This is a genomic window from Maribacter sp. 4G9, assembly GCF_002742265.1.
In the GTDB taxonomy this organism is placed as follows: Bacteria; Bacteroidota; Bacteroidia; order Flavobacteriales; family Flavobacteriaceae; genus Maribacter.
In genome coordinates this window covers 1-26,790 of the sequence record NZ_MDGL01000024.1, presented here as the reverse complement: position 1 = coordinate 26,790, position 26,790 = coordinate 1, and the positions used below count along the sequence as shown (strand labels likewise).

Genomic DNA, 26,790 nt, shown 5'->3' with positions numbered 1-26,790 from the left:
TCATGAAGACCTACACCTACAAGGTCGGCATATTGCTGATGGCTTTCTTGGCCGCATGCAGTAAATCCGACACGGATACCCAAGAGAATGAGACCCCTGTATCTATTGAAGCAGATTATACACTTTTGATGGATCAAAACGGGGTTTTGACCACCCAAAGTCTCCAGACCTCAGAGAATGGAATGGTTGCAAAATCCAATGATTTAGATTTCCCTCCATTTCCTACTACGAATATTTCGTATGCCGATGGAAATTCATTTAGTTTTTTTGAAGTCACATCGGACTGTAAGGGACGGATTTTAAGGTTCGACTTTGATAGCGGTACGTATGAATTGATAGAAACCTTTTTGAATCCAAATGCATGTGACTTAAATATTACGGCCATCGCAAACGATAATACCCATGTTTTCCTAAGCTTTATTAAAAGTGAAGTGGGCAAAGCCGATTCCCATTATATTAGGATCATCAATATAACCGATGTTGAAAGTCCTATGGATGTAGAATTAAACCTAAAACCTATTTCTGTTGTTCCAAGTAACGGTAGACTATTTGTGCTTACACATGATGAAGAAATAACGGATGAAAATGGGATAAGTGTTATTGATATTGATGGGCAATCAATAATTTATGAGAAACTTATAGGATTTAATGCAAAGAAAATTTTTAAGAATCCAGAGGGTAATATCGTCATAAGCTACCCGGAACTTCACACCACGTTAAACAGTATGTCTTTTGAGGAAGTTTACACCCAATATGGAGAAACGCTCCGTCCAAGTCTCTATTCAGCCACCTATACCATTTTTGACTCCAGAGGAAAAATGTACTATATATTGGGTACAGAGGACGAATCAAATGTTGAAATTCCCGCTGTGTACGATTTTCAATCCAATTTGGCTACGTTGTACTATTTCGAAAACTTTTTATCCGAGACGGAATTGAAATCGGAACTAAATATACAATCCGCAACGGCCATAGGGTATGACGAAGAGAACCGATTCATTCTAGTAGGGTACAAGAAACGTGACAGCGATTCTGGAGGGATATTACGATTGACCCCATCACCAGATTTTGCATATATAGATGCTGTAGAAATGGATGGTATCCCAATAGCGATTATAGTTCCAAAACCGAACTAAGCGTTGTAATATTTGCTGTTCCAAATAGCAGGATTAAAATTTTTGCCCAAGGCAAAGCCATAGAATATGGTAACTGCTACTATACTTTTGAAAATAAAGAAAAATAGAATACCAAATTGTGCTATGGAACTCGATTTTGAAAATAGTCCGTTGGGAATTAGCAATGTTGTCAAATAGCTTAGCAAAACGATTACAAAAATAAGGTTACCTACATTCTTAAAAGGCCACATCATTAGTTTCCTTAACGGATGTAAATCCTTGCCCCATTTGTGAATCAAATAATAATATCCGTTGCCCATAGGGGCGAACAAAATTGGGTCGTCCTTATCTTCCAACTTAAAAAGCTTGGAGGGTGCAATAATTTTAAACCCTTTTAATTCGATATCATGCTTCTTCTCCAGATCTACAATTTTGGAGAAGGCCTCTGCAGGAATTTCGCTCTTAAAGTATTTGGTATCCAAAAATCTAAGCCGGTAATCGATACAGACCTTTTTAATTTGATCTACATGAAAAATTCGTTCAGAATCCAGTTTGTCAAAATCAAATATATTTACCCTGGAGTTTCTGGATGACTCCGCAAGATTTTTATCGATTCTAGAATAATTTTTATCGAGCTCGGCAAAAATATTTCGTACTTCTTCAAGCACATTCTCACCATTTGTTAGGTGTCTTTCCTTTTCCAAGTGTAACTTTTCCAGGAGATTTGTTTTTTTAAATAGCATATTTTCTTTTTTAGCAACTCTTTCAAAGTTAGACAATAAATAAATTTTATGGAAAACTTGTAAATTTAGTTATTTGTTAAATATTTGTTAAATATAATATTTGTCATATTTTATATAGGATTCAATTAACGTCAAGATTGTATCTTGTCAGGGAATGATGACCATTCATCGATTAACGACATTTGCCCCAAACCAAAGAACCTTGAATATGAAAAATTGGACATCCCCCGTGTCTTTCGCCGTACTGCTCTTTACACTTTTCTGCACCGCTCAAAAGTCCCAATCAGAATCGCATGACAACTTGATATCCAGTGTAAGTCCAAAACTAAATTCCATATTACATAGTACGGAAAAGACGGAAAGCCACAGCATGCTGCTATCTATATTAAAAGCTTCTGATTTGGATTGCCTTTTGGACTATGATGGCCAATTTACGGTCTTGGCACCCTCCAATGCGGCCTTTGAGAAACTATCTGAAGTTACGAATGAATGGCTGATAAATCCCGATAATAAAGAGAAGTTAAAGGCCATTATGTCCTATCATATTATTGCGGGAAATATCTCTGCCAGCAAAATGTTAAGGGCTATGTGCCGTGGTAATGGGGAAGCTTCCTTTACTACCATTTTGGGCGAAAAAATTACCGCTACCATGAACGGCATCGATATCGTACTTACAGACCCTAAAGGGAATCAGGCAAAAATTGTAAATGCCGATTCAGAGCAGCTCAATGGGGTAATACATGAAATAGACAGTGTATTTTTCCCTCTCAGCTTGTTTTAACCGCTATCTAAGTTCTGCCTGCAATTCCTTTTCGTAGCTACTTTGGAGTTTCGACATAATTTTGTCGATTTGCGTGTCCGTCAAGGTACCATTACTATCTTTTAGTGTAAAGCTTACGGCGTATGATTTTTTACCCTCCGGTAGGTTCTTGCCCTGGTACACATCGAATAAATTTATGTGCGTCAATAATTTTCGCTCCGTCCTAAAACCTAGATCATAGACTTCCTTGAAGGTGATGGCATTGTCCAACAATAGGGCGAAATCCCTTTTAACTTCAGGGTATTTGGAAATTTCCTTGAAAATAATCCCGTTTTTGTTCAAACTGTTTAAAATAACGTCCCATTTAAAATCGGCATAGAAAACCTGTTGTTTAATGTCAAAGTGTTTGGCGATATCCTTTTTTACAATTCCAAAGGAGACCAATACATCCCCTCCATTTTTTTTATAGGATATACCTTCCGAAAATAATAGGGATTCATCCGGTACACTAGTAATGCCAAAAATTCCCAAACGTTCCAATATGGTATCCACCATGGATTTTAATTGAAAGAAATCCGTGCCTTTGGAGGGTTCTGTCCAAGTATTCTCGTTGGCTTCCCCGCTCAACAAGACGCCAAGGTATTTTTCTTCAATACGGTTGTCATTTTCTTCATAATAGGTTTTACCAAACTCGAACAACTTCAAGTTCTGGCGTTTCCTATTTATATTGAAACAAGCCGATTCCAAAGCAGTAAATAGGGATGATTTTCTTAAAACCGAAAGTTCCCCACTTAATGGGTTCAGAATGGTAACATGTTTTTTGGTCTTTATTTCCCCTTCCAAAAGCTTGTCGAAGGTTGGGGAGGTCAAACTATTGGTAAGTGTTTCAAAATACCCCTTGGATGCCAACAAGTCACCAATGATCTGTTGGATTTTATAATCTTCAAAGGGACTTGTGGATGCTACCGATGCATTTAACTTTTCACTGTAGTTAATATTGTTATAGCCATAGACTCGTAGAATTTCTTCAATAACATCTACTTGTCGTTGTACATCTACCCGATAGGAAGGAACCGTAAGTCCCATACCGGCCTCCGTGACATTCCTTACCTTAATATCCAAAGAGGTCAAAATCGACTTTATGGTATCCTGTGGTATATTTTGGCCAATTAACTTATTAATTTTTTCGAAAACCAGAAAAACTTCAAAATCCTTATGCTTCTTGGGATAAAGATCCACAATGTCAGAGGTGATATCGCCACCCGATATTTCCTTGATCAACAACGCGGCACGCTTAAGACTATACTCCACATTTTCGATGTCAATACCTCTTTCGAACCTAAAGGAAGCATCAGTATTAAGTCCGTGCCTTTTAGCAGTTTTTCTAATGGATACCGGATTAAAATAGGCACTTTCCAAAAATATTGCGGTGGTGTGTTCCGTGACACCGGAATGTATTCCACCAAAAACCCCTGCAATACACATGGGCTTTTCGGCATCGCAAATCATAAGGTCCTCCTCGTGCAATTCCCTCTCAACACCATCTAGAGTTGTGAATTTTGTTCCCTTTGGCAAGGTTTTCACCTCTATTTTCCCTCCTTTGATTTTATTGGCATCAAAAGCATGTAAGGGTTGACCCAATTCGTGTAATACATAGTTGGTAGCGTCCACTACATTGTTCTTGGGCGTTAGACCAATGGCCCTTATCCTATTTTTAAGCCAATCTGGTGAGGGTTGCACAATAATATTGCTGATGGTGACACCACAATATCTAGGTGCCAAGCTATTGTTCTTTACATCAACATCAATTCTTAGAGATCTGTTGGAAACATTAAAATGGCTTACGGGAGGTGTAATCAATTCCTTGTTGATTTCTTTTTGCTTCAACCCTGCCTTAAGATCTCTTGCCACCCCAAAATGACTCATGGCATCTGCCCTGTTTGGCGTAAGCCCTATCTCAAAAACCTCATCCCGCTCTACGTTGAACAACTCAGATACAAGAGTGCCCGGTTTTAAGCTGTCGTCCAAAACCATTATACCATCATGACTCTCACCAAGTCCCAATTCGTCCTCGGCACAAATCATTCCATGGCTTTCTTCGTCCCGAATCTTCCCTTTCTTTATCTTCCAAGCTTCTCCTTCCTTGGTATAGAGCGTAGTACCAATAGTAGCTACGGGCACTTTTTGTCCCTTTGCTACATTGGGGGCTCCACACACGATTTGTACTGGAGATCCGTTACCCAAATCGACCGTGGTAACCTTTAGCCGGTCTGCATTGGGATGTTGTTCACAGCTAAGTACATGTCCAACAACAACACCTTTCAGTCCTCCCTTCACGGATTCAAAAGGTTCAATACCCTCAACTTCCAGTCCTAAATCGGTTAAAAGCTCTCCCGTTTTTTGGGAGCTCCAATCTATATTGATAAACTGTTTAAGCCAGTTGTAAGAAATTTTCATCAGTCTATTTTAAGCAGCCAAAGATAAAACAATGCCCCAAGACATTCAACAGCGGTCTGTTTGTTTTCTCCTTTATTTTAAAATGAAAATTTTAAGTTGTTAATTCGTATAAGAATCCAGAAATTATGAGAAAAGCCTTTATTCCCATTTTAATGTTGCTGTTTTTTGCTTGTGCACCAAAAGACAAAACGACCCAGCCCAAAGAAGGTATCTGGCAAGCCAGACTGACGGTGAAGGATAATCAAATATTGCCGTTTAATTTTGAATTGAAAAGGATCGGAGGTGACACGCACCACATAAAAATATTAAACGGGGAGGAAACTATATTGGTAGATGAAATTACCATTCAAGGAGACTCCATACTGATCAAGGCACCAGTATTTGAGGGGTACATTACCGCCAAGCTGACCAATGAATCGATGCAAGGCGTATTTGTGATAGAGAGTTTGGAAAGAATGGTTCCCTTTGAAGCCGATTTTGGCCTTGAACAACGATTTTCCAATGTAGAGACTAGCCTTACAAATGTTAGCGGTATTTGGGAAACCGAATTCAGTCCAGGAACCGAGGATAGTTATATGGGTAAGGGGATTTTCACCCAAAAGGATGGAATCGTTTCAGGAACCTTTAGAACGACCACAGGGGACTATCGATATTTGGAAGGGGTCATGGATAAGGATTCCTTAAAGATATCCGCCTTTGATGGAGCGCACGCCTTCCTGTTCCAGGCAAAGGTTACTGACAGTTCCATGAACGGAACCTTTTATTCCGGAAATCATTTCAAGGAACCCTTTGTTGCCATGCGAAACGAACTTTATGAACTACCGAGTCCTGATTCCCTGACGTTTATAAAAGAGGGATATGATAAATTCGACTTCTCTTTTCCAAACTTAGTGGGAGAAATGGTATCCCTATCCGATCCTTCCTTCCAAAATAAGGTCGTCATTGTCCAACTCATGGGTTCTTGGTGCCCAAACTGTTTGGATGAGTCCAAATTCCTTGTGGACTATTTGGAAAATCATAAAAATGAAGATTTGGCAATTATCGCACTCGCCTTTGAACAGGCGAAAACGAAAGAACGCGCTTTGCAAAGTATTCAGCGGCTTAAGGATAGAATTGGCATATCCTACCCAATCTTATTGGCACAATACGGAAGCTATGATAAAGAAAAGGCCCAGCAGAAATTGCCTATGTTGAACCACGTACTATCATATCCAACAACCATTTTCGTGGATAAAAAAGGGGGGGTGCGAAAAATACACACGGGATTCAATGGTCCCGCAACGGGGAACAAATACGAGGAATTCAAAAAGGAATTCAACAGCTTTCTACAAGAATTATTGACCGAATAAATCAGGTTTTGAATTAAATGATGGTAGACTTGCCCAAGTCAATATTCTCATCGTTCATGTTGAAGTTATCTTCCATTTCCATAATATTGTCCGCAATAAAGTCCCCCACATAATTGGTGCCGTATTTACTGCTTCCCATAATATCTGGGGTAACGATTTTTTTAGAGAAGGATTTTAATACCGCGGCTACCAATGCATCGGCCTCTTCATTGAGCTTAAAGTGCTGTAACAACATACCTGCACTTAGAATGGCTGCTACAGGATTCGCTATGTTCTTATCCTTGGCATCTGGATAGGAGCCATGAATAGGTTCGAACATGGCATGTTCGGCCCCCACGGAAGCAGAGGGAAGTAAGCCAATGGAACCTGCAAGGACACTTCCTTGATCGGATAAAATATCCCCAAACATATTGTCCGTAAGTATTACGTCAAACTGTGAGGGATTGAGAATCATTTGGACTGCCGCGTTGTCGATAAAAAGTGTTTCCAGTTCAATTTCAGGATAACTCTTTGCAATGGAAGTGACCACCCTTCTCCACAAACGGGAAGTTTCAAGTACGTTGGCCTTATCTACCAAAGTAACCTTCTTTCGTCTATTTTTGGCCGCTTTAAACGCTAAATGGGTTATTCTACTGATTTCATCCTCGGAATAAGAACAGGTATCAGTAGCGATATTGGTACCTGAATCCATTGATTTGTTTCCATAGTAAATCCCTCCGGACAATTCCCTGTAGATGACAAGGTCCGTATCTTTAATCAGCTTTTTGTTCAAAGGGGATTGCTTTATTAACGCGGGAAATACTTTCACCGGTCTAATATTCGCAAAAAGATCTAATTCCTTTCGAATCTTCAATAGCCCTTGTTCTGGCCAAATTTTAGATTCTGGATTGCCATCATATTTTGGCATACCTATGGCTCCAAACAAGATGGCATCTGAATGCTTGCAGAGCTTTAAGGTGTCCTTCGGGAGAGGTGTGCCCTTTTTATCAATGGCTTCAGCACCTATAAGCGCTTTTTTAAATTTGAAGCTATGGCCAAAAGTTTCTTCAACGGAGCGTAGACACTTAAGGGATTGGGCTACGACTTCCGGGCCAATACCATCGCCTCCCAGTACAGCTATTTCCAAATGCATGCTTACGGTATACTTTGAAGGTTTACGTTGCTTGCCTCGATAATTTCATGGATATCGGCATCAAGAATTTCCTTTTTCCTATCCGCAAAATTTAGGAATTGGTCATATACCTTATCCAATTGGGTTTTGGTCAGTTCGTAACCTACAAGCTTAGCACGATAGGCTAGGGCGGCCCTGCCACTTCTAGCGGTCAGAACAATGGAAGATTCCGTAACACCAACCTCCGCAGGGTCAATAATTTCATAGGTTTCCCTGTTTTTTATAACGCCGTCTTGGTGAATTCCTGAGCTATGGGCAAAGGCGTTGGCTCCAACAATGGCCTTATTGGGTTGGACCACCATTCCCATTTTGTTTGAAACCATTTTACTGGTATCATAAAGCAATTGGCTATTGATGGTGGTGTCCAAGTTTAGGCTTGGGTGCTGCCTCATGATCATAACGACCTCCTCCAAAGAAGTGTTTCCTGCACGTTCCCCAATTCCATTGATAGTACACTCAATTTGTCGGGCGCCATTGATTACCCCAGCTATGGAATTGGCGGTGGCCAAACCAAGATCGTTGTGGCAATGGCAGGAAAGAATGGCTTTATCTATACCTTTTACGTTTTCCTTTAAATATTTCATTTTGGCACCATATTCCTCCGGAAGGCAATATCCCGTGGTATCTGGAATATTTAGCACTGTAGCCCCGGCCTTAATAACCGCTTCGCAGACCCTTGCCAAGAATTCATTGTCCGTTCTCCCGGCATCCTCGGCATAAAACTCCACATCCTCCACAAATTTCTTTGCATAGCTAACGGCCTCGACCGCTCTTTCAATTATGGCATCCCTATTGGAATTAAATTTATGTTTTATGTGGGAATCCGAAGTGCCTATTCCCGTATGTATCCTTGGTTTTTTAGCATATTTAAGGGCTTCCGCGGCAACTTCAATATCTTTTTTGACCGCCCTGGTAAGACCACAGACCGTAGCGTTCTTGACTAATTTTGCAATACTTTCTACAGATTTGAAATCACCCGGACTAGAAATTGGAAACCCTGCCTCTATTATATTTACACCAAGTTCATCCAACCTTTCAGCTATCACTAACTTTTGCTCCATGTCCAATTTGCAACCTGGAACCTGCTCTCCATCCCTAAGTGTAGTATCAAAAATTTGTACTATATCTTTGCTCATTATATTTATGTAGTTTTAGCAAGTTAAACGAATATATAACGCCGATAACGAAAAAAGCAAATTTTGTTATGACATTTACAACGTTAATATACTTTTCGATAATATCAAGATATTGATTTACAATAATTTAAACATATATTATTACGATGACAAATGCTCATAAAGATGCGTTGTTCGTTTTGGTAAAATCGCTTTCAAAATCGGAAAAGCGACAATTTAAACTTTATGTAGGCCGTTTGGGTGTAAATACCGACGCAAAATTTTTGGCACTTTTCAATCTACTTGACAAAATTAAGCGTTATGATGAAAAAGTAATACTTTCCAGTGGAATAGTTAAAAAGGCACAGCTTTCCAATCTGAAAGCCCATTTGTATAAGCAAATTCTTGTAAGCCTTCGGCTTAATCCCGTCAACCAAAACATTAGGGTTCAAATACGGGAACAATTGGATTTTGCTACCATTCTATATCAGAAGGGATTGTACAAACAAAGTCTTAAAATTCTGGACAAAGCAAAATCCACTGCCATAGAAAATGAGGAGAAGAACATCGCATATGAAATTGTAGAATTTGAAAAAATCATCGAGACGCAGTACATTACCCGTAGTATTCCGGATCGAGCGGATGAACTTGCCATTCAAGCAAAGGATTTATCGGGCCAAAACGTTATTACCAGTAAGCTTTCCAACTTATCCTTACAGTTATACAGCATGATGCTAAAGGTTGGCTATGTGCGTAGTGATGAGGACCTCCAAAAAGTAAAGCAATATTTTTCAAAACATTTACCCAAAGTCGATGTTGAAACCTTTGGTTTTAGGGAGAAATTGTGGTTATACAAGGCACATTTATGGTATAGTTTTTTGACCCAGGATTTCCTTTCATCCTACAAATACGCAAGCAAGTGGGTGGATCTTTTCTATGATTACAAGGAAATGATCTATTTAAACCCAGTTTTCTTTCTAAAAGGAAACCATTACTTGCTAGAATCCTTGTTCTATGTAAAGTATAGTTCCCAATTTAAGGAAACGCTACAAAAAATGGAAGTAGTTTTACAAGAGAAGGATTTTCCTCAGAACGACAACATCAACTCCTTGGCCTTTCTTTACCTAAATGCCAATAAGCTGAATCTTCATTTTCTCGAAGGTACTTTTGAAAAGGGAATGTACCTGGTAAAAATTATAGAATATGGCATTACCAAGCACAGGGATAGAATAGATGCCCACCATGTGATGGTTTTGTACTACAAGATTGCATGCCTGTATTTTGGAATTGGGGACAATAAAACATGTATTGTATACCTTAAAAAAATCATCAACAACAAAAACCTAAAGATGCGCGAAGACCTTATGTGCTTTGCCAGGGTGTTGAGTTTAGTGGCACATTATGAGGCCGGCATGGATTATCATCTGGAAGTCCAATTAAAAAGTACCTACAAGTTTTTACTTAAGATGAACGATATGCATGCCGTTCAAAAGGAGATGATCAAGTTTTTAAGGAACCTAGGTAATATTTACCCCAATGAACTAAGGGGCGAGTTCGAAAAATTACATACGGAACTTAAAAAGTATGAGGACCATCCCTACGAAAAGCGGGCATTCCTTTATTTGGATATTATTTCTTGGTTGGAAAGTCATCTGGAAAACAAACCTGTTTCCGAAATCATTCGGGAAAAAGCCCTAAAACAGACAAGGTAAGCCCAGATGAACCGTTCACATGTTTCCCATTTATTGGAAATCAATCTGGCAATGCTTTTTATTGCCACTTCGGGACCTTTGGGAAGGTTTGTGGATTTACCCGTTCCGCTCATTACTGGGATACGGGGAATTATTGCCTTTGTCTTCCTGTACCTATTTTGTAGATGGCGAAACATACCGTTAAGACTTAAAACTGGGGACATACCCTTAATACTCGTGACTGGAGTACTAATGGCCTCCCATTGGCTTTTTTATTTTTATGCGCTTCAATGGTCAAATGTTGCCATAGGCATGTTGTCATTATTTACCTATCCTGTCATTACTGCCTTTTTGGAGCCGATTTTGTTGAAATCCAGACTACAAAAAATGCACCTACTTCTTGGTGGGCTGGTACTGTTGGGCATTTACTTTCTTAGCCCCAATTTTTATTTGGGGGATTCGCATACCCTAGCCATACTTATGGGGTTGATTTCAGCTTTTTCCTATGCGCTTAGAAATATCATCTTAAAATTAAAGGTTGAAAAATACCTGGGAACTACCCTTATGGTGTATCAAACGGGGACGATTGCCATATTGATGGCACCTGCCTTGTTCTTCACTTCCCCTTCTTTGATAATAGGGCATTGGGAAGGACTTTTGGCCTTGGGAGTGCTTACTACGGCCATTGGCCATAGTCTATTTCTAATGACCTTCAAACATTTTAGCATCACCACTGTAAGCATACTTAGTAGTGTCCAGCCCGTATATGGGATTATCCTGGGAGCGCTGTTTTTGGACGAAATTCCCAAAAGCACAACGTTGTTGGGGGGCGCCTTGATTTTGAGTTCCGTTGTTATCGAAAGTTTTCGGGCCTCCAAAAAGCAAGAGGTCAATTCTCTGGATTGATACCAGGGGCAAATTCTTTGATCACATTATTTCCCAGTGTTTCAAATTCATTGTTCTGCGCCATTTCCCTAACCTTTACCGGGTCGAAATCCCCATTGAAATAAAGAAAGGAGCCCGTTTCCGCATTGTTATTATAAATGAGGATTTCCTTGACACTGTTTCTTTTTTCTCGAATGGATACCACATTACGTTTTAAATCGTCGTTTTTTCTATAAACCTCAATAAAGGAATTACCGGTAATCCCGTTCATTTGCTGATTTAAAAATTGGGTTCTAGCGGGGGTTGCGCTGGGAAACTTCATATATCTCAAATCCCTCGTGTTTCCAATAAGGAACTGCATTTCTGGGGAAATACCACTTATCAATTTCAACATAAATTGGGGTACCCTTACCGCCGTTACTTGGGCATCGTTTTTATGGGCATTATAAAACGTGTCTATGGAATTGTAGGTACCACAATTATAGAATAGTGCAAAGCAGAATAGAATACTGATTTTCTTGTACATGGTTATGGTGTTTAGAAAATCGAATGTACAAAAATTATGAACAGGCATCCCAAATTGGATCTGTAGGCAAAGGAGCTAAAATAGTTAAAGGTTCGTTTTTTACGGGATGCACAATTTCAAGCCTACGTGCATGTAAATGAATGCTTGCGTCTTTATTACTTCGGGGAAAGCCATATTTCAAATCCCCTTTTATGGGACAGCCAATGTATGCTAACTGTGATCGAATTTGATGGTGTCTACCGGTCTTTAAATCAATTTCTAATAGAATATAATTATTCAGAGCCTTGAGTACCCTGTAATCTAGGATTGCCTTTTTGCTATCGGGTATCTCCTTTTCATACGCGTAAGACTTGTTTTGCTTCGGATTCCTTTTGAGCCAGTGTATTAAAGTATCCGCCTTTTTCGGGGGTACTTCCTTTACTATAGCCCAATAGGTCTTTTTTGCCATTTTATCAGAAAAGAGTTTGTTCAACCTTGGGAGTGCTTTTGATGTTTTTGCAAATACCACCAATCCCGATGTAGGCCTATCCAACCGGTGTACGACCCCTAAATAAACATTGCCGGGTTTATTATATTTCTCCTTCAGGTATTCCTTTACCACTTCGCTCAGGGCCTTATCTCCTGTTTTATCGCCCTGTACAATATCTCCAGGTCTTTTGTTGATGATGATAAGGTGATTGTCCTCAAATAAAACTAGTAGGTTTTTGGGGGTTGATAATACCTTTTCTGAAGAGCCCATACGCCTTAAATGGTAATTCTTTTTCCAAAAAGACCCAAAAATAGGATAAGAAGAACCCCTGTAGTTACGGCCACATCGGCCATGTTGAAAATGCCTGTTTTAAAAAAGCCCAACCTAATTTGGAAGAAATCCGTTACCGACCCCAGGGCAATCCTATCAATCAGGTTTCCAATACCTCCTCCAATTACAAAGGCAAAAGCCAAGGTCATCCATTTGTTGGTGTGGATTTTAGTCAGCATCCTGTACAATAAGATCAGAAGCACGATTAACGGGAGTGCTTGAAACAAAATACGTTTTAGGGTGGGAGGGAAGTTCGCCCCAAATCCCAACATGGCCCCGGTATTCTCCACATTGGTAAGGATAAAATGATCCTGGATCAAAGGTATATAATCCTGATAGGAAACATTTTCTCGTACCACCTTTTTGGAGACTTGGTCGCAACCAATATTGAGAAGGACCAAAACGATAATTAAAAACCGACTTAAAAGTACTTTTCTACTTGGTTTCATTAAAATCAGTATTGTTCGTCGTCGTTTGGAAAATCCATGCTTTTTACATCCTGCACATAATTAGAAATGGCATTGCCCATTTCCTCGTAAAGGTTCATATAACGTCTTAAAAACCTAGGATTAAACTCGTGGGTCATACCTAAAAGGTCATGTACGACCAACACTTGTCCATCGGCATATTTACCGCCACCAATACCAATGGTGGGGATGGTCAATTGTTCCGAAACTTTTTTGGTCAGGTTGGCCGGAATTTTTTCCAATACAATACTAAAACAGCCCAATTTTTCCAACATGGCGGCATCCTCCATCAACTTTTGGGCCTCTTCTTCTTCTTTGGCCCTTACCGTGTACGTTCCAAATTTATAAATGGACTGCGGTGTAAGTCCTAAATGGCCCATGACAGGGATTCCTGCTGCTAAAATACGTTTTACCGATTCCTTTATTTCCAAGCCGCCTTCCACTTTTACGGCATGGGCACCACTTTCCTTCATGATTCTTATGGCAGACCGCAACGCTTCTTTTGGATCACTTTGATAACTGCCAAAAGGCAGGTCTACAACCACCAAGGCCCTTTCTACAGCCCGGATTACCGATGAGGCATGATATATCATTTGGTCCAAGGTAATGGGCAAGGTAGTTTCATGGCCCGCCATGACATTGCTGGCGGAATCACCCACCAAAATGACGTCGACCTTGGCCGCATCCACTATTTTTGCCATGGAGTAGTCGTAGGCCGTAAGCATGGATATTTTTTCCCCATAGCTTTTCATTTCGATCAGCGATTTTACCGTTATCCTTTTATATTCCTTTTTTGCAATAGACATATAATTTTATTTAGTCCCAGCAAAAGTAGTGAGTTTTGCCGAGATTAAACTTTTGGAAGATTTTCAAAAAAACCGAAGGATTTTTAAATATATCCCTATTTTTAGATTTCAATAAACCTGTCCATCTTGAAAAGCACTATAACAACTTTTTTGATTTTTACTTCGCTATTTTCTTTGGCACAATCCTCCGAATCCGATGCGGTGAAAGCGACTGTAGATAAATTCTTTGTCGCCTTCCATGCCCAGGATTCTGTAGGATTGAAAAACTTGGTTACTCCTGATATTGTGTTGCAGACCATTGGCACAGGAAAGAATGGTGAAACCATTCTTAGGAGGGAAAATTACAGCGACCTGATTAAGTCCATAATAAGCATTCCGGATTCCGTTGCGTTCAACGAAAAACTATTGGATTATTCCATTCAAGTAGACGGGGCCATGGCAAATGCGTGGACGCCTTACGAATTCTGGGTTAATGACAACTTCAGCCATTGCGGGGTCAATTCCTTTCAGATGGTGAAACTTGATGGTGCTTGGAAGATTATTTATTTGATAGATACCCGAAGAAGGGAAGGCTGTGAAGGTCAGACCAACTAATTCATCCTACATCCTTTTTAATCAATCCATCCATTTTCTGGCGGATATACCTTTTTCAGTCGGAAAATCGGATGGTATGTCTTGAGTCACTTTACCCGTTGCGGCCCATTCCGATCCCCGTTGGAAGGTGGTTATAAAACCCACACATTCCATGGAATAGTCAAAATGTCCCAAGGTGGTATGGAAAATCCTTCCTTTGCCATAATCAATGGCCATTAACATGGGTACATTTTGGCCTAAACCTTTGACGTTAGGATTCCAAGGTGGTGCATTTCCTTCAACATCCGCAAAAGCGGTGGCAAGAATGGTCGCGTTTTCAAAAGGGCCGCGCATGCGTTCATACAATTCATCCTGGGTATGCATCCACGTGGTTGGAAGGCCTTTCATAATAGGATGTTCCGGTGCACGCGTCGTAAGGGGAAATTCGTATTCCGGACCGTGGGAACCGCAGACCCCTTCGGTTTCATCATGCACGATTTCACCAGCTTCATTGTAGTACACATATGGCCCAAATTGCTCATCGCGCCCGCCCCAAGCGCCTAGGGCAATCATTTTATTAAATTCGTCCCATTAGCCCCAGGCATTATTGGCGGCATGGACAATGACAAACCCACCCCCATTGGCAATGTAGTTTTCAAAATTGGTTCTTGTAGCCTTTGGCCATAAGGGGGATTCCGCTCCCAAATTGGAGATAACTACGTCATATTGGGTAAAATCAAAGATAAAGTCGGATGTTTTAATAGGCTGATGTGAAACTACGTATTTGGTGGAATCCAAGGGGTATTTTTCAATATACGACGTATAAGGTTCAGGGCGCGTTTCATTGTACTTTATACCCAACCAAACGGAATCCATTCTGTGGATATCCACCTCAAAAAGTTGGGTTTCCTCCAGATAGTCCTTCATCATCATGGTAGTTTTAGGCCACACATAGTGGTTGTTTTGCCCATCCAAAATCAACGCCTTTAACTTGGTTGGTGCCTTTTCTGGGCTATCCATACTTTTTTTCGCTTCTTCCTTACAAGAGATGGCCAAAATTCCGATAATCATAAACTGTATTAATCGTTTCATTTTAAAAGTGCTAGGTCCGACATAAATGTACTGGAAGTTCACCATATTCACAACAAAGGGCATAAATCAAGTAGCCATGCCATTCTTCGGTTGATTTTACTTGTTGAAAATTGACATAGGTACTAACTTAGCTGCTAAAACAAAAGAATTAGTATGCAGTTATTAGGAATTGGATCACGTATAAAACATAGTGAATTTGGACTTGGTGTGGTAACCAATGTTTCATCAAAGCACTACTGGGTAACTTTTTTGGACACGGGTTTGGAGACTATCGACATCAATGATGGGTTTGAAGTTATCGAAGCCTTGGAAAACGACGTGGATACGGTAAGTTTTTTGGAAGTAGAAACGTCGTTGATGTCAATTTTAAGGAGATGGAGCGATGTAACGGAACAGGTGGCCATTGCCGATAAATGGAAAGGTGGCAACCTTGTAATGGAACCCGGGGATTCCAGTTTGACCAATAAGGAAATCCCCATAGACACCTTTTTTCATAAAATAGTCATGGTACGGGACCGAATAAGGGTCATGGAACAAAAAATCAATTCGAGCAAGAATCTGGACGACCAGGAAAAAGTAGATTTACAACAATATATTACCAGAATATACGGTAGTTTAACCACATTCAATGTCCTGTTCAAAAATAAGAGCGACCAATTTGTAGGGGAGCGTTCCTCGTAGTAAGCATGAAATAAATGATAAAATCGGTATCCTTATGAATTTTAAAAGACATTTTCTTGTTTCACTATTCTTTATAGGGATTTTTTGCTTAAAAGGCTTTTCACAAAGCAAACCTAGGGTGATTTTGGAAGGGGATACTGCGAATGAAGTAGACGATGCATATGCGCTGAGTATCATTTTGATGGACGACAGTATTGATATTCTGGCGTTGAATGCCACGCAGTGGCAAGCTTCCCAATGGTCCACAACAAATAGTATGGAAGACAGTCACCGTTTGAACCAAACTCTATTGGGGGTAATGGGATTGAACACCAAGACCAATAGGGGAGGTGCCTCCCGTATGTACGATTGGGGTGACCGTGCCCAACATTCTGCGGCAGCCTATGAAATAATCAAACAGGCACGAGCCCAAGAAGACGGTGAAAAACTGAATGTAATTGCGCTTGGGGCCTTGACCAATGTGGCCTCCGCTATTTTCATTGAACCAGAAATAGCTGATAAAATCCGATTGTATTGGTTAGGAAGTTCCTATGATTTTGAAAAGGGGGTGTTAAGGAGGGACGATTTCAACTGTGCCATGGACCCCTATGCCCTTACACATTTATTGTTTTCGACTGTAGAGATGCACATAATCCCCGTAAGTGTAGCAAATAAAATGACCTTTGAGTATGAAGAGACCCGAGCAAAATTGGAAAACCATTTTCTTGGGGTTTTTCTATTAAAGGTTTGGGACGACCATATAGACGGCGGTAGAACACAAAGAACTATCTGGGACCTGACCATTGTGAATGCCTTTTTGCACCCAGAGTGGATGGAGGAAGTTGAAATCACCACTTCAAAGGACAATGGGAACCGAAAAGTATTCTATTACAAGGATTTTGATGCCGACAAAATGCGAACGGATTTCTTTCAAAAAATTAAATTCTATGAACGGCCTTCCAAATAATCCTTATAGAATCAAACAGCCTCCTTCTTTTCGCTAAGGTATTTCCAGTATCGCTTGGGTATGTGTTGGGTATGTAGTTTTTTGTTGATACGGGATTTGATATTGGTACTTTTAAAATAGTTGTTCCACAAATCCTGATAATCATACTCCTCGTTCGTCATTGCCGCACTTTTTTGGATACTGTTGCCAATACCGTTGGAAAGGTCCATCGTAATGATTTCCACTCCATGCAGGTCGTAATAAAGACCATAGTTGCGCTTTAGGTCGTAAATGATCCAAGACTGGTCGGCATAGCGGTTTTTAAAATGTCTCGATATCAAGGGCAATACATCATAATCAGGTTCTATGTTCGCAAAATAGATACCGTCCTTGGTCAATTGAAAACGTACAAAGGCCTCCATACGGTGCTTTTCCCTTTGTACCTTTTGGGCCGTTTGACTGATTTTAAGGATGCAGGCATCGGAGAAATCGGACGCAACTTGTTTGGAACCCATAATTTTTCGGATGTATTGATAGAGTAGGGGCTCCAGGTTTTTCTCCCCGCTTAAAAAGGAAAAGTAAATGTTCTTGATGGCACTGTTACTTCGATTTTTAATCCCGTTCCAAACCCTTTTGGCAATATCGATATTGGTAAAAATGGTCTCCGTTTCAGAGAAGAGCCCGTTCTGTACCAAACGTTCCTTTTGAATATCGGCAAAAGGCAATTTTTGTTCGAAACCTGCAAATACGGCGGTCAGAAAACCGTTAAAGCTACCGTCATAGATAAAAGTCTTTGTTGTGGATGTTGTCATGAGGTTACCATTTTAGTTGAAAAGTGATAATTGATTGGAATACTGAGGTCTAAATTTTCCGTAGGATGTACTTATGATCAATCCTTTAATACGCTGCGCATCCAAATCCTTGCGTTCCCAATATCTTGAGTCGCAAAGAATAAAATACTTCGCCCTATTGAGCGCTACGCCCATTTTTTTTAGATGGTCCCAATCCAGCTTCCTGAATTTACGGGCCTTCATGATTTTATGGACAGAAGTCATTCCCACTCCCGGAATACGGGCCAAAACGGACATGTCCGCCTTGTTGACATCTACTGGAAAGTGTTGCAGGTTGCGCAAGGCCCAGCTCAATTTTGGGTCAACATCCATATCCAGATTGGGATGCTCTGCATTGAGCAGTTCCTGCACGGAAAAGCCATAAAACCGCAATAGCCAATCGGTCTGGTACAACCTGTTTTCCCTGAGCATGGGCACTTGTGTACCAATGGAAGGAAGACGACTATCATTGCTTACGGGCACATACCCGGAATAATAGACCCTTTTCATATGAAAATTCTTGTAAAAATGGGTGGCTGAGTACATCACATCCTTATCAGATTCTCCCGTAGCGCCCACAATCATTTGGGTGCTTTGGCCTGCAGGAGCATATTTTGGCGTGTTTTTAAGTACTTTTTTTTCCAAATTATAACGAATAATTTCATTCTTGACCTTGCGCATCGGTTTGGCAAAATCCTCGTGCTTTTTATCAGGTGCCAACAATTTAAGGCCGGATATTGTGGGGATTTCAATGTTAACCGATAATCGGTCCGCATACAATCCGGCCTCATACATGAGTTCATCACTCGCCCCGGGAATCGACTTTAAGTGGATATATCCATTAAAATTCTCCTCCAAACGTAGTTTCTTGGCTACGGCGATCAAGCGTTCCATGGTATAATCCGGGTCCTTGAAAATTCCAGAGCTTAAAAAAAGGCCTTCTATATAATTTCTTCTATAAAAATTGATAGTAAGGTCTACGACTTCCTGGATCTTAAAGGCCGCCCTCTGGATATCGTTGCTTTTACGGGTCACGCAATAGGCACAATCATAGATGCAATGGTTAGTCAATAGGATTTTTAATAGGGATATACACCTACCATCCTCCGAATAGCTATGGCAGATTCCATTGCTGGCATTGCCCAGTCCCTTGTTCGTGTTTCTTCGGTCACTTCCGCTACTGGAGCAGGAAACATCATACTTGGCGGCATCCGCAAGAATATTCAACTTTTCTTTTATCCGATTAAAATCCATAGCATTTTTGTAATTATTCCAAAAATATGGAAATAATCCTAATCATGGAAATAATCCATATTTTATTTTGGAAATAATCCATAATGACTATATTTGATATATGGAAAACGAATTGACACTCAAGAGATTTATAGATATACGAAGGGAACTAGGGTATACACAAGCCGAGTTTGCGGAGCTTCTAGGCATAAAAAACACCACGGCCGATATTGAAAGGGGTAGGACCAAACTATCCGGGAAAGTGGTCTCTGAGCTTCTGAAACAGTTTAAGATTAACCCCTTGTGGTTATTTGGGGAAAGTGACAACCAGTATTTGGAAACTTCCCAAATCAGTGTCATTCCTAAAGTGGTTACCGTAGACAGCGCCGACCGGGACAATATGGTGTTGGTCAATGCCAAGGCGGCGGCGGGGTATCCACAGAATATTTCCGATACCAGCTGGTACCAGCAATTACCAGCGTTTGATTTGCCCATTCCAGAGTTTAGGAACGCAACCTATCGTGGTTTTCAAGTGGAAGGTGACAGTATGTTGCCCAATCTAAGTCCGGGCGAGTGGGTGTTGGCGAGGGCCGTAGAACATATTGACCATGTAAGCGCCAATAAAATATATGTTGTGGTCTTGCAGGATTCCGTTATGGTCAAGAAAATTGAAAAAAGACCAAATTCAAACAATATTACTTTGGTTTCCTTGAACGAAACCTATCCACCGTATGACATTAAGCCTTTTTTGATTCAAGAAATCTGGGAGGTGAGCAGTAAAATTACCTTTAACGTGGATGCCACCACAGATACCGGTCTTTTAAGGCAGTTACAGGAATCCATGCAGGAACTTAAAAGTCAATTGCAGCACGTTAAAAAGGTGTAAGTCCTAATTGTATTTTTTAATATAGAGCCCACTGTTCTTTAAGGTAAACCCCAAGCTTTTGTACAGACCGATGGCGGCCGTCCTGTGATGACCACTAAATAGAAGCACATCATCAAGCTCTCTTTTTTCAGCTTGTGTGAGTAATAACTCCATAAGTTTTCGTCCGATTCCTTTTCCCTGATGGGTTTCGGAAACGACAACATCCTCAATCATACCTTTATACCCCGATACCACCTTGTAATTCGCCATCATCGCAATTCCAATAAGTTCCCCATCCTGAAAACAGACCGCAACATCTATATAATCATCATCCTTAAGGATCCTCTCCAAGGAAAGCTGTTTTAATTCGGCATTCAGCTGTAGGTATAACTTGGACAGTTGATTTTGTATGTCTTTGGTTAAATCTTTTTTAGCTAAGAGTTTTATTTCCATTGTTTTGGCTATTGGTTGTTGGTTGTTCCCTTCGACTTGCTTCGACTCCGCTCAGCACAGGCCGCTCAGGGTAAGGGTTGTTGGTTGATGGTCGTTGGTATTTGGGTTTTAGCTTTTGGCTTTTGTCTTATGGTAAAATCTACATTTTCACTTTTCATTTTTCACTTTGCACTCTGCACTCTTAACTCTGCACTCAACCCATCTTGAACTTGATACTTGAACTTTCTTACCGATTATACCCTCTAACATCACCCATTGAAAGTTCCAAAGGTCCCATTTCATGGGATTTGGGAAGGAAGGCGCCGCTTTCGGTGACCAACCACTCGTCCCACGTGGCCTCCACACCGCCAATGGGAATGATTTTCACCCACATTTTAAAACTTTTTGGAAAGCCACTAGGTTGCAACACCCATAAATAGGAGTCCCCGGGGGTAGTGCCACCCCTACCAAAAGTAACCAAGAGACCATCCGAACCATCTTCCAAAGTAACGATTTCCCGTTGTGTTCCCGCATCAAAAATCTTGTATGGTGCAACCAACCAAAATGAGTCGTTATTGAACAAGGCGATGGCTTCTTCCACTACCTCCCCATTTTCATTGGCGTTCAGCCGATTTCCATTTCTGTATCCAATACTGGAATCGGTGTTGATCAAATCCAATTCCACCCTGTAGGCATCCCATTGTACCTCTGCCTTTCGTAATTGCCGGTCCCATTTGTACAGGTGGGACCCGTTTCTAAAGGACCATTCAATAAACCGCGTGTTTTGATACTGTTCGTAATTCAAAGAGGTGAGCATCTTTTGAGCCAAGGCATCCGCCTCCGGACCAGAACGACCCTCTGGCAATGGCTCGTTGTATATGGCATAAAGAACTCCAAAGGCGATTACAAGTATCAAAACGATAATCCCCAGAATTCTTAATAATTTTTTAATCATGATTTTTTGTTTTTCGCTGTTGGATAGTTATTAGTTTTTCGTTGTTGGTTGTTCGTAAATCTTACTATATCACTATCCAACTATTTCACTGAAATTAAAGTTTAAGGTTGCAGGTTTTATGTTTTTCTCAATTCTAAAATCTAATATCTAACCTCTAAATTATTACTTTTCACTTTGTACTCTTAACTAAATCCATCTTGAACTTGACACTTGATCTTGTATTTGAACCTAATAACCTACCGCAGCGTCATCACCGCGTCTATCCGCGCCACCTTCCAGTTTGCCATCGGGCAATACCTTTATGGCATCAACCTTACCTATAATCGGCGTTCGGTCTTCGTTTATAATATAACCCTTCGATTTCATTTCTTCCTTTAAAGCCTCTGAAAATCCCTCCGGTTCAAAGATGACCATATCCGGCAACCATTGATGGTGAAAACGTGGGGCGTTTACAGCGTCCTGCATGCTCATATCGAACTCATAGGCGTTTAGGATCGTTTGGGCCACGGCCGTAATAATTGTGGAACCACCAGGTGTACCTACTACCATCCACAGTTTACCATCCTTTTCCACAATCGTTGGAGTCATACTACTCAACATTCGTTTTTCCGGTGCAATGCTATTGGCCTCGGCCCCTATAAGACCAAACATATTGGGAACCCCGGGTTTGGAACTAAAATCATCCATTTCGTTGTTGAGGAAAAAGCCCAGCTCATCCGAATACAGTTTGGAACCATAGGCCCCATTTAAGGTTGTGGTTACGGAGACGGCATTACCTTCTGCATCTATGATAGAGTAGTGCGTCGTTTCCATACTTTCCACAATTTCCACATTGCCCCGTTCTACTTCCGAAGATTTGGTTGCCCGGTCAAAAGAAAAATTCTGCATGCGTTCCCGTATGTAGGAATCGGATAATAAAACATCCAATGGAATATCCACAAAGTCCGGATCGCCCAAATAATAATTCCGATCCGCATAGGCCCTGCGGGAGGCTTCCGTGAACAGTTGCACAGTCTTGACCGAATTATGGCCAAAATCACGCACCTCGAACGGTTCGATCATTTTAAAAATTTGGTTCATGGTAACCCCTCCGCTACTAGGTGGGCTCATGGAAACTATCCGAAGGTCCTTATACTTGAAAACAATGGGTTGTCTCCATACCGCTTCATATTTTTCCAAGTCTTCCTCGGTAATAAAACCTCCTTTTCTTTGGATAAAGGCCGCCAGTTTTTGGGCGGTTTCCCCTTTGTAAAAGCCGTCCCTCCCGTTTTTTGCAATTCTGCGCATGGTATTGGCCAAGGCCGGGTATTGTATAATATCGCCTTCCTTAAATACTTGGGCAAATTTGGTGCTATCACCATTTACCTCGATGAATTTGTCCCGTTGGCTCGCCAATCGCTTCTCTTGGTTTGCAGTCACTGGAACCCCCTTTTCCGCGAGTGCGATAACAGGTTCGAATATCTCCTCCAGAGGCAACGAACCAAACTTCTTGTGTACCTCTATAATTCCGGCAACGGTACCAGGCACCCCGACGGCAGTAGCGCCCACGGTACTCATATTGGGGATGACATTTCCCAAGGAATCCAAATACATATCCTTGTGGCCTGCAAGTGGCGCTTTTTCCCTGTAATCCAATCCGCCAACATCACCATTAGCCTTACGATATACCATAAATCCGCCACCACCTAAATTTCCTGCAAAAGGGTACGCGACCACCAAGGCCATTTCTGTGGCGACCATGGCATCGAAAGCATTACCGCCCTTCTTCAGAATTTCCACCCCTATTTTAGAGGCCTCTTCCCGCGCGGAAACCACCATGGCTTTTTCGGTGACCAATCCCGTTGGCACTACTGGGGCCTTTTTACAGTGAACGAAGACTATAGAAGCGAATACAAGTAAGAAATATTTTTTCATGTGTTCTGGTTTAAAGCTGGTTTTTATCAGGTTTTAAGGAGTTGTATTTCTGTTTGGAAAAGATAACCAATTCCTCAAAAAATTGAGTAAACTCTTCTTCAAAATCATCATAGTGTTCTTCCAGATCCAGAATGGCAAAATTCATCTTGGATTTATTTTGGGTCCTTCGGTTCATGCCTGTAAGTACTTTGGCAATTCCTTCCATGTTGGAGTAATTGAGCAACCAATTGTCGGCAATCATATAAGGCATCATATGTTTTGTGCTATCGGGGAGGAAATGATAGTATTCTTCCAAGGAATCATAAAAATTGTCTACGAACAATTCAAGGGGCACATCAGAATACACGGACCAATTCTTCGCCAAAAAATGGTCGTAAAATATATCCACGATGACACGGCTGTAATGGCTATAATTCTTGTGGAGCCGTTTGCTGCTCATTTTGGGGATTTTGTGGGCATCCGTAAAAGTATCTATTGCCCTGTGCAACAAAATACCTTGTTGAATTCGATGGGGTAGGTGTTTGTATTTGTTTCCCCGTATGCCATCCGCAATAAAATTGCCAATGGTAATATCGGTATCGTCAAATGAAAGGTAAATATGTGCTAAAAAGTTCAATGGGCCGATATTTTTCTATAAAAGTCGAATTTACGAATTGAAGAACTTTCAAATAACCCTAACCCTTTATATTTGCAAAAACTTACTTCAAATATGACACTAATCAAATCTATTTCAGGAATACGAGGCACCATAGGAGGAAAACCGGGAGATAACCTAACACCCATTGATGCTGTAAAATTTGCGGCATCCTACGGCATTTGGTTAAAAGACTACTCCAAAAAGGAGCAATTGAAAGTGGTGATTGGTCGCGATGCCCGTCTTTCTGGGGAAATGATACAGAATTTGGTCGTTTCAACCCTTGTGGGACTTGGCATCGATGTCATTGACCTAGATCTTTCCACAACCCCTACGGTTGAAATCGCCGTGCCCTTGGAACATGCGGATGGCGGTATTATCCTAACGGCAAGCCATAATCCAAAACAATGGAACGCCCTTAAATTATTGAACGAACGGGGCGAATTTTTGGATGCCGCACAAGGTGCCAAAATTTTGGAAATTGCCGAACGGGAAGATTTTGATTTCTCCGAAGTGGACCATTTGGGCGAAATCGTTAAAAACGATAGCTATATTGATATTCATATAGACGAGGTCCTAAATCTGTCCTTGGTGGATGCCGATGTGATTAGAAAGGCTAAATTCAAGGTGGTGGTAGACGGTGTCAATTCCACGGGAGGCATTGCCATTCCCAAACTGTTACATGAATTGGGGGTTGAAGTGGTTAAATTGTATTGTGACCCAACCGGCCATTTTCCCCATAATCCAGAGCCTTTAAAAGAGCATTTAGGCGATATCTGTAAAAAGGTCGTGGAGGAAAAAGCGGATTTTGGTATCGTTGTAGACCCGGATGTAGACCGATTGGCCTTTATCAGCAATGACGGGGAGATGTTTGGGGAAGAGTATACCTTGGTTGCCTGTGCCGACTATGTTTTGGGCAAAACCAAAGGAAATACGGTTTCAAACCTGTCCTCCTCAAGAGCCTTACGGGATATTACGGAAAAGCATGGAGGCACCTACGAGGCGGCGGCCGTGGGTGAAGTCAATGTCGTGACCAAAATGAAGGGCAACAAGGCCATTATAGGTGGTGAAGGAAACGGTGGTATCATTTATCCCGAGAGTCATTATGGACGCGATGCCTTGGTAGGTACGGCTTTATTTCTAATGTTGATGGCCGAAAAAGGTGGAACAGTCGCAGAATTGAGGGCCAGCTACCCCAGTTATTTTATGAGCAAAAAGAAAATTGAACTTACGCCAGGACTTGATGTAGATGGAATCTTACGTGCGATGGCCGACAAATATAAAAATGAAGAAATTTCCACAATTGATGGTGTAAAAATCGACTTTCCTGAAAATTGGGTACACTTGAGAAAATCGAATACCGAACCCATCATCAGAATTTATACCGAAGCGAAAAGTCAGACTGAAGCGGATTTACTGGCAGAACGCATTATTGGTGAAATCAAGGAAATCGCTGGTATTTAGGCCGACTTATTCGCCAAATAATTCGCACGGACAATTTTTGAGGTATTATGTTCCCCTGTATGGCTCCATCCAGGGGGCATAAAAATGTAGGCCAATTTGTTCCTTATTCCAGGTGCATGAAAAACGTCCCTGGCCAATGCAATGATTTCCCCAAAATATACATCTATAAAATTACCGCTTTTTACTTTTCGGGTAATGCCATACTCAGGCTTGGTATCAGATTGTTCTTCTTGATAGGTGCCAAAAACCCGGTCCCAGATATTCAAAAGGTTACAAAAATTGGTATCCATATATAGCGGGTTTCGGGCATGGTGTACCCTATGGTGGGAGGGTGTTAGCATAATTTTGTTCAAAAATCCGAATCGGGCATCCTTTATCATATTTTCACCTACATGGATAAAGGCGCCATAGGTGCCATCAATGAACATGATCAAAAATAACATGGCGGGCTCCACTCCTAAAAGTAAACACACGGTCGTTCGAATAACATCGGCATAGGGTGCTTGAAGGAAAAAATGGGCATAGGTGACGGAGAGGTTCATATCTTCGGGAACATGGTGGGTGGCGTGAAGACACCAAAACAATCGGACCTTATGTCCTAAATAATGATAGATAAAATGTCCGAACTCCCATACGATATAGGCATAGATAAACCAATACCAAGTAGGGCCCGTATTGATCAAGGCATAGGGCTCAAACCAACCAATACAAAGGGTCACCATCGCGATTGCGATAAACCTACCGACGAATCGGTTAAAAACATAAATAAGGAAATTGACCTTATATACCTTGGTCTGAGGCTTTTTATAAACAAGGCCCAGAATAAATTCCAACAATACTAATAATGGGATAATTGGGAAAATCAGACTTTGTATGCCCTCAAATGTTCTAAAAGAACTATAATCACCTGATTTAATGATTTCCCAAGCCTGGGAAATTCCTAGAAAACCAATGATTTCGTTGTACAAGGTATCCAAGAAGTCCATATTGCTATAGTATTTCGTCTAAAATATCAATAAATAGTAAATTACAAATTGATTGTCCGTTTAGTATCATAATCCTGTAATATTGGCAATCACCAGCCTATCGAATAGTCTTTCCTCGAAATATCTCCTATTGAGTTTGTAAACGAACTCGTTGAGATAGAGCTGAAGATATTTCCCTTTGATCTTATGGTAATTGCCCAAGAGGTTCCTTTTGGCATTGCTTATGGTTATGTGTACCCATTTCAAGGTTTCCTTTGTGGTTTCTTTATTGGATTTTTCGGTGATATGGAGTTCCACAAAATCTGATATATCAACGTACGAT

The 26,790-nt window shown here is 40.9% G+C and carries 28 protein-coding genes; 10 read left to right on the top strand and 18 right to left on the bottom strand.

Translation table 11 applies throughout. The annotated features are described in order from the left end of the window. Nucleotides 1-2 precede the first annotated feature (2 nt). The gene (locus tag BFP75_RS02655) at nucleotides 3-1,136 is read left to right on the top strand and encodes a hypothetical protein (RefSeq protein WP_099543128.1); all 1,134 of its coding nucleotides are present in this window, start codon (nucleotides 3-5) and stop codon (nucleotides 1,134-1,136) included. Here BFP75_RS02655 and BFP75_RS02650 read toward each other — a convergent pair. Continuing rightward, nucleotides 1,133-1,858, bottom strand: coding sequence for a hypothetical protein (locus BFP75_RS02650; RefSeq protein ID WP_099543127.1), 726 nt, complete (start codon nucleotides 1,856-1,858; stop codon nucleotides 1,133-1,135). The genes BFP75_RS02655 and BFP75_RS02650 overlap by 4 nt on opposite strands. A gap of 208 nt (nucleotides 1,859-2,066) precedes the next feature. On the opposite strand from BFP75_RS02650, the gene BFP75_RS02645 reads away from it, so the two are divergent. Continuing rightward, nucleotides 2,067-2,639, top strand: a complete 573-nt coding sequence (locus BFP75_RS02645) for a fasciclin domain-containing protein (protein WP_099543126.1) — start codon at nucleotides 2,067-2,069, stop codon at nucleotides 2,637-2,639. Nucleotides 2,640-2,642: 3 nt separating this feature from the next. Here BFP75_RS02645 and pheT read toward each other — a convergent pair whose 3' ends face one another. After that, on the bottom strand, nucleotides 2,643-5,075 hold the full coding sequence (gene pheT, locus BFP75_RS02640) for a phenylalanine--tRNA ligase subunit beta (RefSeq protein WP_099543125.1): 2,433 nt from the start codon (nucleotides 5,073-5,075) through the stop codon (nucleotides 2,643-2,645). Between the two features lie 125 nt (nucleotides 5,076-5,200). On the opposite strand from pheT, the gene BFP75_RS02635 reads away from it, so the two are divergent. After that, complete coding sequence (locus tag BFP75_RS02635; RefSeq protein WP_099543124.1) at nucleotides 5,201-6,424, top strand: peroxiredoxin family protein; 1,224 nt, start codon at nucleotides 5,201-5,203, stop codon at nucleotides 6,422-6,424. A gap of 13 nt (nucleotides 6,425-6,437) precedes the next feature. Here the strand turns inward: BFP75_RS02635 and leuB are convergent, their stop codons facing one another. Both leuB and BFP75_RS02625 read right to left on the bottom strand, forming a co-directional pair. Further along, nucleotides 6,438-7,556 (bottom strand): 3-isopropylmalate dehydrogenase, encoded by a 1,119-nt coding sequence (gene leuB / locus BFP75_RS02630; RefSeq protein WP_099543123.1) that lies wholly within the window; start codon nucleotides 7,554-7,556, stop codon nucleotides 6,438-6,440. Between the two features lie 2 nt (nucleotides 7,557-7,558). Further along, the gene (locus BFP75_RS02625) at nucleotides 7,559-8,731 is read right to left on the bottom strand and encodes a 2-isopropylmalate synthase (protein ID WP_099543122.1); all 1,173 of its coding nucleotides are present in this window, start codon (nucleotides 8,729-8,731) and stop codon (nucleotides 7,559-7,561) included. Nucleotides 8,732-8,877: 146 nt separating this feature from the next. On the opposite strand from BFP75_RS02625, the gene BFP75_RS02620 reads away from it, so the two are divergent. Both BFP75_RS02620 and BFP75_RS02615 read left to right on the top strand, forming a co-directional pair. Continuing rightward, nucleotides 8,878-10,422: a hypothetical protein gene (locus BFP75_RS02620; RefSeq protein WP_099543121.1), complete on the top strand. Its 1,545-nt coding sequence runs from the start codon at nucleotides 8,878-8,880 to the stop codon at nucleotides 10,420-10,422. Between the two features lie 6 nt (nucleotides 10,423-10,428). Further along, complete coding sequence (locus BFP75_RS02615; protein ID WP_240531674.1) at nucleotides 10,429-11,307, top strand: DMT family transporter; 879 nt, start codon at nucleotides 10,429-10,431, stop codon at nucleotides 11,305-11,307. Here the strand turns inward: BFP75_RS02615 and BFP75_RS02610 are convergent. From BFP75_RS02610 to panB, 4 genes are read right to left on the bottom strand one after another with little or no spacing between them, the layout of a single operon-like run. Beyond that, nucleotides 11,291-11,812, bottom strand: a complete 522-nt coding sequence (locus tag BFP75_RS02610; RefSeq protein ID WP_240531673.1) for a DUF4252 domain-containing protein — start codon at nucleotides 11,810-11,812, stop codon at nucleotides 11,291-11,293. The two genes, BFP75_RS02615 and BFP75_RS02610, sit on opposite strands and share 17 nt — an antisense overlap. Nucleotides 11,813-11,846: 34 nt before the next feature. Further along, nucleotides 11,847-12,551, bottom strand: coding sequence for an RluA family pseudouridine synthase (locus BFP75_RS02605; protein WP_099543119.1), 705 nt, complete (start codon nucleotides 12,549-12,551; stop codon nucleotides 11,847-11,849). 5 nt (nucleotides 12,552-12,556) lie between these two features. Continuing rightward, nucleotides 12,557-13,060, bottom strand: a complete 504-nt coding sequence (lspA, locus tag BFP75_RS02600; RefSeq protein ID WP_099543118.1) for a signal peptidase II — start codon at nucleotides 13,058-13,060, stop codon at nucleotides 12,557-12,559. Nucleotides 13,061-13,065: 5 nt separating this feature from the next. Next, the gene (gene panB, locus BFP75_RS02595) at nucleotides 13,066-13,884 is read right to left on the bottom strand and encodes a 3-methyl-2-oxobutanoate hydroxymethyltransferase (protein ID WP_099543117.1); all 819 of its coding nucleotides are present in this window, start codon (nucleotides 13,882-13,884) and stop codon (nucleotides 13,066-13,068) included. Between the two features lie 126 nt (nucleotides 13,885-14,010). Between panB and BFP75_RS02590 the strand changes: the two genes are divergently transcribed. After that, nucleotides 14,011-14,478, top strand: a complete 468-nt coding sequence (locus BFP75_RS02590; RefSeq protein WP_123803306.1) for a nuclear transport factor 2 family protein — start codon at nucleotides 14,011-14,013, stop codon at nucleotides 14,476-14,478. 21 nt (nucleotides 14,479-14,499) lie between these two features. On the opposite strand, the gene BFP75_RS22255 is transcribed toward BFP75_RS02590, so the two are convergent. Then, nucleotides 14,500-15,030 carry a ThuA domain-containing protein gene (locus BFP75_RS22255; RefSeq protein WP_240531672.1) on the bottom strand — a complete coding sequence of 177 codons (531 nt, stop codon included), beginning with the start codon at nucleotides 15,028-15,030 and terminating at the stop codon, nucleotides 14,500-14,502. A gap of 18 nt (nucleotides 15,031-15,048) precedes the next feature. Continuing rightward, on the bottom strand, nucleotides 15,049-15,549 hold the full coding sequence (locus tag BFP75_RS22250; RefSeq protein WP_240531671.1) for a ThuA domain-containing protein: 501 nt from the start codon (nucleotides 15,547-15,549) through the stop codon (nucleotides 15,049-15,051). A gap of 153 nt (nucleotides 15,550-15,702) precedes the next feature. Between BFP75_RS22250 and BFP75_RS02580 the strand changes: the two genes are divergently transcribed. Further along, entirely contained in the window at nucleotides 15,703-16,230 is a 528-nt protein-coding gene (locus tag BFP75_RS02580; RefSeq protein ID WP_099543116.1) for a hypothetical protein, read from the top strand. Nucleotides 16,231-16,264: 34 nt separating this feature from the next. After that, entirely contained in the window at nucleotides 16,265-17,176 is a 912-nt protein-coding gene (locus BFP75_RS02575) for a nucleoside hydrolase (RefSeq protein WP_099543115.1), read from the top strand. 11 nt (nucleotides 17,177-17,187) lie between these two features. Here the strand turns inward: BFP75_RS02575 and BFP75_RS02570 are convergent, their stop codons facing one another. Further along, entirely contained in the window at nucleotides 17,188-17,967 is a 780-nt protein-coding gene (locus tag BFP75_RS02570; protein WP_099543114.1) for a TIGR03915 family putative DNA repair protein, read from the bottom strand. A gap of 12 nt (nucleotides 17,968-17,979) precedes the next feature. Next, a complete protein-coding gene (locus BFP75_RS02565) occupies nucleotides 17,980-19,239 on the bottom strand; it encodes a putative DNA modification/repair radical SAM protein (RefSeq protein WP_099543113.1) in 1,260 nt (419 codons plus the stop codon). A 100-nt stretch (nucleotides 19,240-19,339) separates the two neighbouring features. Between BFP75_RS02565 and BFP75_RS02560 the strand changes: the two genes are divergently transcribed. Continuing rightward, a complete protein-coding gene (locus BFP75_RS02560; RefSeq protein ID WP_099543112.1) occupies nucleotides 19,340-20,104 on the top strand; it encodes an XRE family transcriptional regulator in 765 nt (254 codons plus the stop codon). A 3-nt stretch (nucleotides 20,105-20,107) separates the two neighbouring features. Here the strand turns inward: BFP75_RS02560 and BFP75_RS02555 are convergent, their stop codons facing one another. From BFP75_RS02555 to BFP75_RS02535, 4 genes are all read right to left on the bottom strand, one after another. After that, nucleotides 20,108-20,536 carry a GNAT family N-acetyltransferase gene (locus BFP75_RS02555; protein ID WP_099543111.1) on the bottom strand — a complete coding sequence of 143 codons (429 nt, stop codon included), beginning with the start codon at nucleotides 20,534-20,536 and terminating at the stop codon, nucleotides 20,108-20,110. Nucleotides 20,537-20,762: 226 nt separating this feature from the next. Further along, nucleotides 20,763-21,470, bottom strand: a complete 708-nt coding sequence (locus tag BFP75_RS02545) for a hypothetical protein (protein WP_099543109.1) — start codon at nucleotides 21,468-21,470, stop codon at nucleotides 20,763-20,765. Between the two features lie 228 nt (nucleotides 21,471-21,698). Further along, nucleotides 21,699-23,384: a gamma-glutamyltransferase gene (gene ggt, locus BFP75_RS02540; RefSeq protein WP_099543108.1), complete on the bottom strand. Its 1,686-nt coding sequence runs from the start codon at nucleotides 23,382-23,384 to the stop codon at nucleotides 21,699-21,701. A 10-nt stretch (nucleotides 23,385-23,394) separates the two neighbouring features. After that, on the bottom strand, nucleotides 23,395-24,000 hold the full coding sequence (locus tag BFP75_RS02535; RefSeq protein ID WP_099543107.1) for an ACP phosphodiesterase: 606 nt from the start codon (nucleotides 23,998-24,000) through the stop codon (nucleotides 23,395-23,397). A 93-nt stretch (nucleotides 24,001-24,093) separates the two neighbouring features. On the opposite strand from BFP75_RS02535, the gene glmM reads away from it, so the two are divergent. Further along, nucleotides 24,094-25,482 carry a phosphoglucosamine mutase gene (glmM, locus tag BFP75_RS02530; protein ID WP_099543106.1) on the top strand — a complete coding sequence of 463 codons (1,389 nt, stop codon included), beginning with the start codon at nucleotides 24,094-24,096 and terminating at the stop codon, nucleotides 25,480-25,482. Here glmM and BFP75_RS02525 read toward each other — a convergent pair. Both BFP75_RS02525 and BFP75_RS02520 read right to left on the bottom strand, forming a co-directional pair. Next, the gene (locus BFP75_RS02525) at nucleotides 25,479-26,468 is read right to left on the bottom strand and encodes a sterol desaturase family protein (protein ID WP_099543105.1); all 990 of its coding nucleotides are present in this window, start codon (nucleotides 26,466-26,468) and stop codon (nucleotides 25,479-25,481) included. The two genes, glmM and BFP75_RS02525, sit on opposite strands and share 4 nt — an antisense overlap. Before the next feature lie 66 nt (nucleotides 26,469-26,534). Further along, on the bottom strand, nucleotides 26,535-26,790 hold a 256-nt coding region (locus tag BFP75_RS02520; protein WP_165776525.1), incomplete at its 5' end, for a transposase.

Bases quoted from the DNA above. Each gene is read 5' to 3' on its own strand.
- BFP75_RS02655 (WP_099543128.1), top strand. From the start codon at position 3: ATGAAGACCTACACCTACAAGGTCGGCATATTGCTGATGGCTTTCTTG.
- BFP75_RS02650 (WP_099543127.1), bottom strand. From the start codon at position 1,858: ATGCTATTTAAAAAAACAAATCTCCTGGAAAAGTTACACTTGGAAAAG.
- BFP75_RS02645 (WP_099543126.1), top strand. From the start codon at position 2,067: ATGAAAAATTGGACATCCCCCGTGTCTTTCGCCGTACTGCTCTTTACA.
- pheT (WP_099543125.1), bottom strand. From the start codon at position 5,075: ATGAAAATTTCTTACAACTGGCTTAAACAGTTTATCAATATAGATTGG.
- BFP75_RS02635 (WP_099543124.1), top strand. From the start codon at position 5,201: ATGAGAAAAGCCTTTATTCCCATTTTAATGTTGCTGTTTTTTGCTTGT.
- leuB (WP_099543123.1), bottom strand. From the start codon at position 7,556: ATGCATTTGGAAATAGCTGTACTGGGAGGCGATGGTATTGGCCCGGAA.
- BFP75_RS02625 (WP_099543122.1), bottom strand. From the start codon at position 8,731: ATGAGCAAAGATATAGTACAAATTTTTGATACTACACTTAGGGATGGA.
- BFP75_RS02620 (WP_099543121.1), top strand. From the start codon at position 8,878: ATGACAAATGCTCATAAAGATGCGTTGTTCGTTTTGGTAAAATCGCTT.
- BFP75_RS02615 (WP_240531674.1), top strand. From the start codon at position 10,429: ATGAACCGTTCACATGTTTCCCATTTATTGGAAATCAATCTGGCAATG.
- BFP75_RS02610 (WP_240531673.1), bottom strand. From the start codon at position 11,812: ATGTACAAGAAAATCAGTATTCTATTCTGCTTTGCACTATTCTATAAT.
- BFP75_RS02605 (WP_099543119.1), bottom strand. From the start codon at position 12,551: ATGGGCTCTTCAGAAAAGGTATTATCAACCCCCAAAAACCTACTAGTT.
- lspA (WP_099543118.1), bottom strand. From the start codon at position 13,060: ATGAAACCAAGTAGAAAAGTACTTTTAAGTCGGTTTTTAATTATCGTT.
- panB (WP_099543117.1), bottom strand. From the start codon at position 13,884: ATGTCTATTGCAAAAAAGGAATATAAAAGGATAACGGTAAAATCGCTG.
- BFP75_RS22255 (WP_240531672.1), bottom strand. From the start codon at position 15,030: ATGATTGCCCTAGGCGCTTGGGGCGGGCGCGATGAGCAATTTGGGCCA.
- BFP75_RS22250 (WP_240531671.1), bottom strand. From the start codon at position 15,549: ATGAAACGATTAATACAGTTTATGATTATCGGAATTTTGGCCATCTCT.
- BFP75_RS02580 (WP_099543116.1), top strand. From the start codon at position 15,703: ATGCAGTTATTAGGAATTGGATCACGTATAAAACATAGTGAATTTGGA.
- BFP75_RS02575 (WP_099543115.1), top strand. From the start codon at position 16,265: ATGAATTTTAAAAGACATTTTCTTGTTTCACTATTCTTTATAGGGATT.
- BFP75_RS02570 (WP_099543114.1), bottom strand. From the start codon at position 17,967: ATGACAACATCCACAACAAAGACTTTTATCTATGACGGTAGCTTTAAC.
- BFP75_RS02565 (WP_099543113.1), bottom strand. From the start codon at position 19,239: ATGGATTTTAATCGGATAAAAGAAAAGTTGAATATTCTTGCGGATGCC.
- BFP75_RS02560 (WP_099543112.1), top strand. From the start codon at position 19,340: ATGGAAAACGAATTGACACTCAAGAGATTTATAGATATACGAAGGGAA.
- BFP75_RS02555 (WP_099543111.1), bottom strand. From the start codon at position 20,536: ATGGAAATAAAACTCTTAGCTAAAAAAGATTTAACCAAAGACATACAA.
- BFP75_RS02545 (WP_099543109.1), bottom strand. From the start codon at position 21,470: ATGATTAAAAAATTATTAAGAATTCTGGGGATTATCGTTTTGATACTT.
- ggt (WP_099543108.1), bottom strand. From the start codon at position 23,384: ATGAAAAAATATTTCTTACTTGTATTCGCTTCTATAGTCTTCGTTCAC.
- glmM (WP_099543106.1), top strand. From the start codon at position 24,094: ATGACACTAATCAAATCTATTTCAGGAATACGAGGCACCATAGGAGGA.
- BFP75_RS02525 (WP_099543105.1), bottom strand. From the start codon at position 26,468: ATGGACTTCTTGGATACCTTGTACAACGAAATCATTGGTTTTCTAGGA.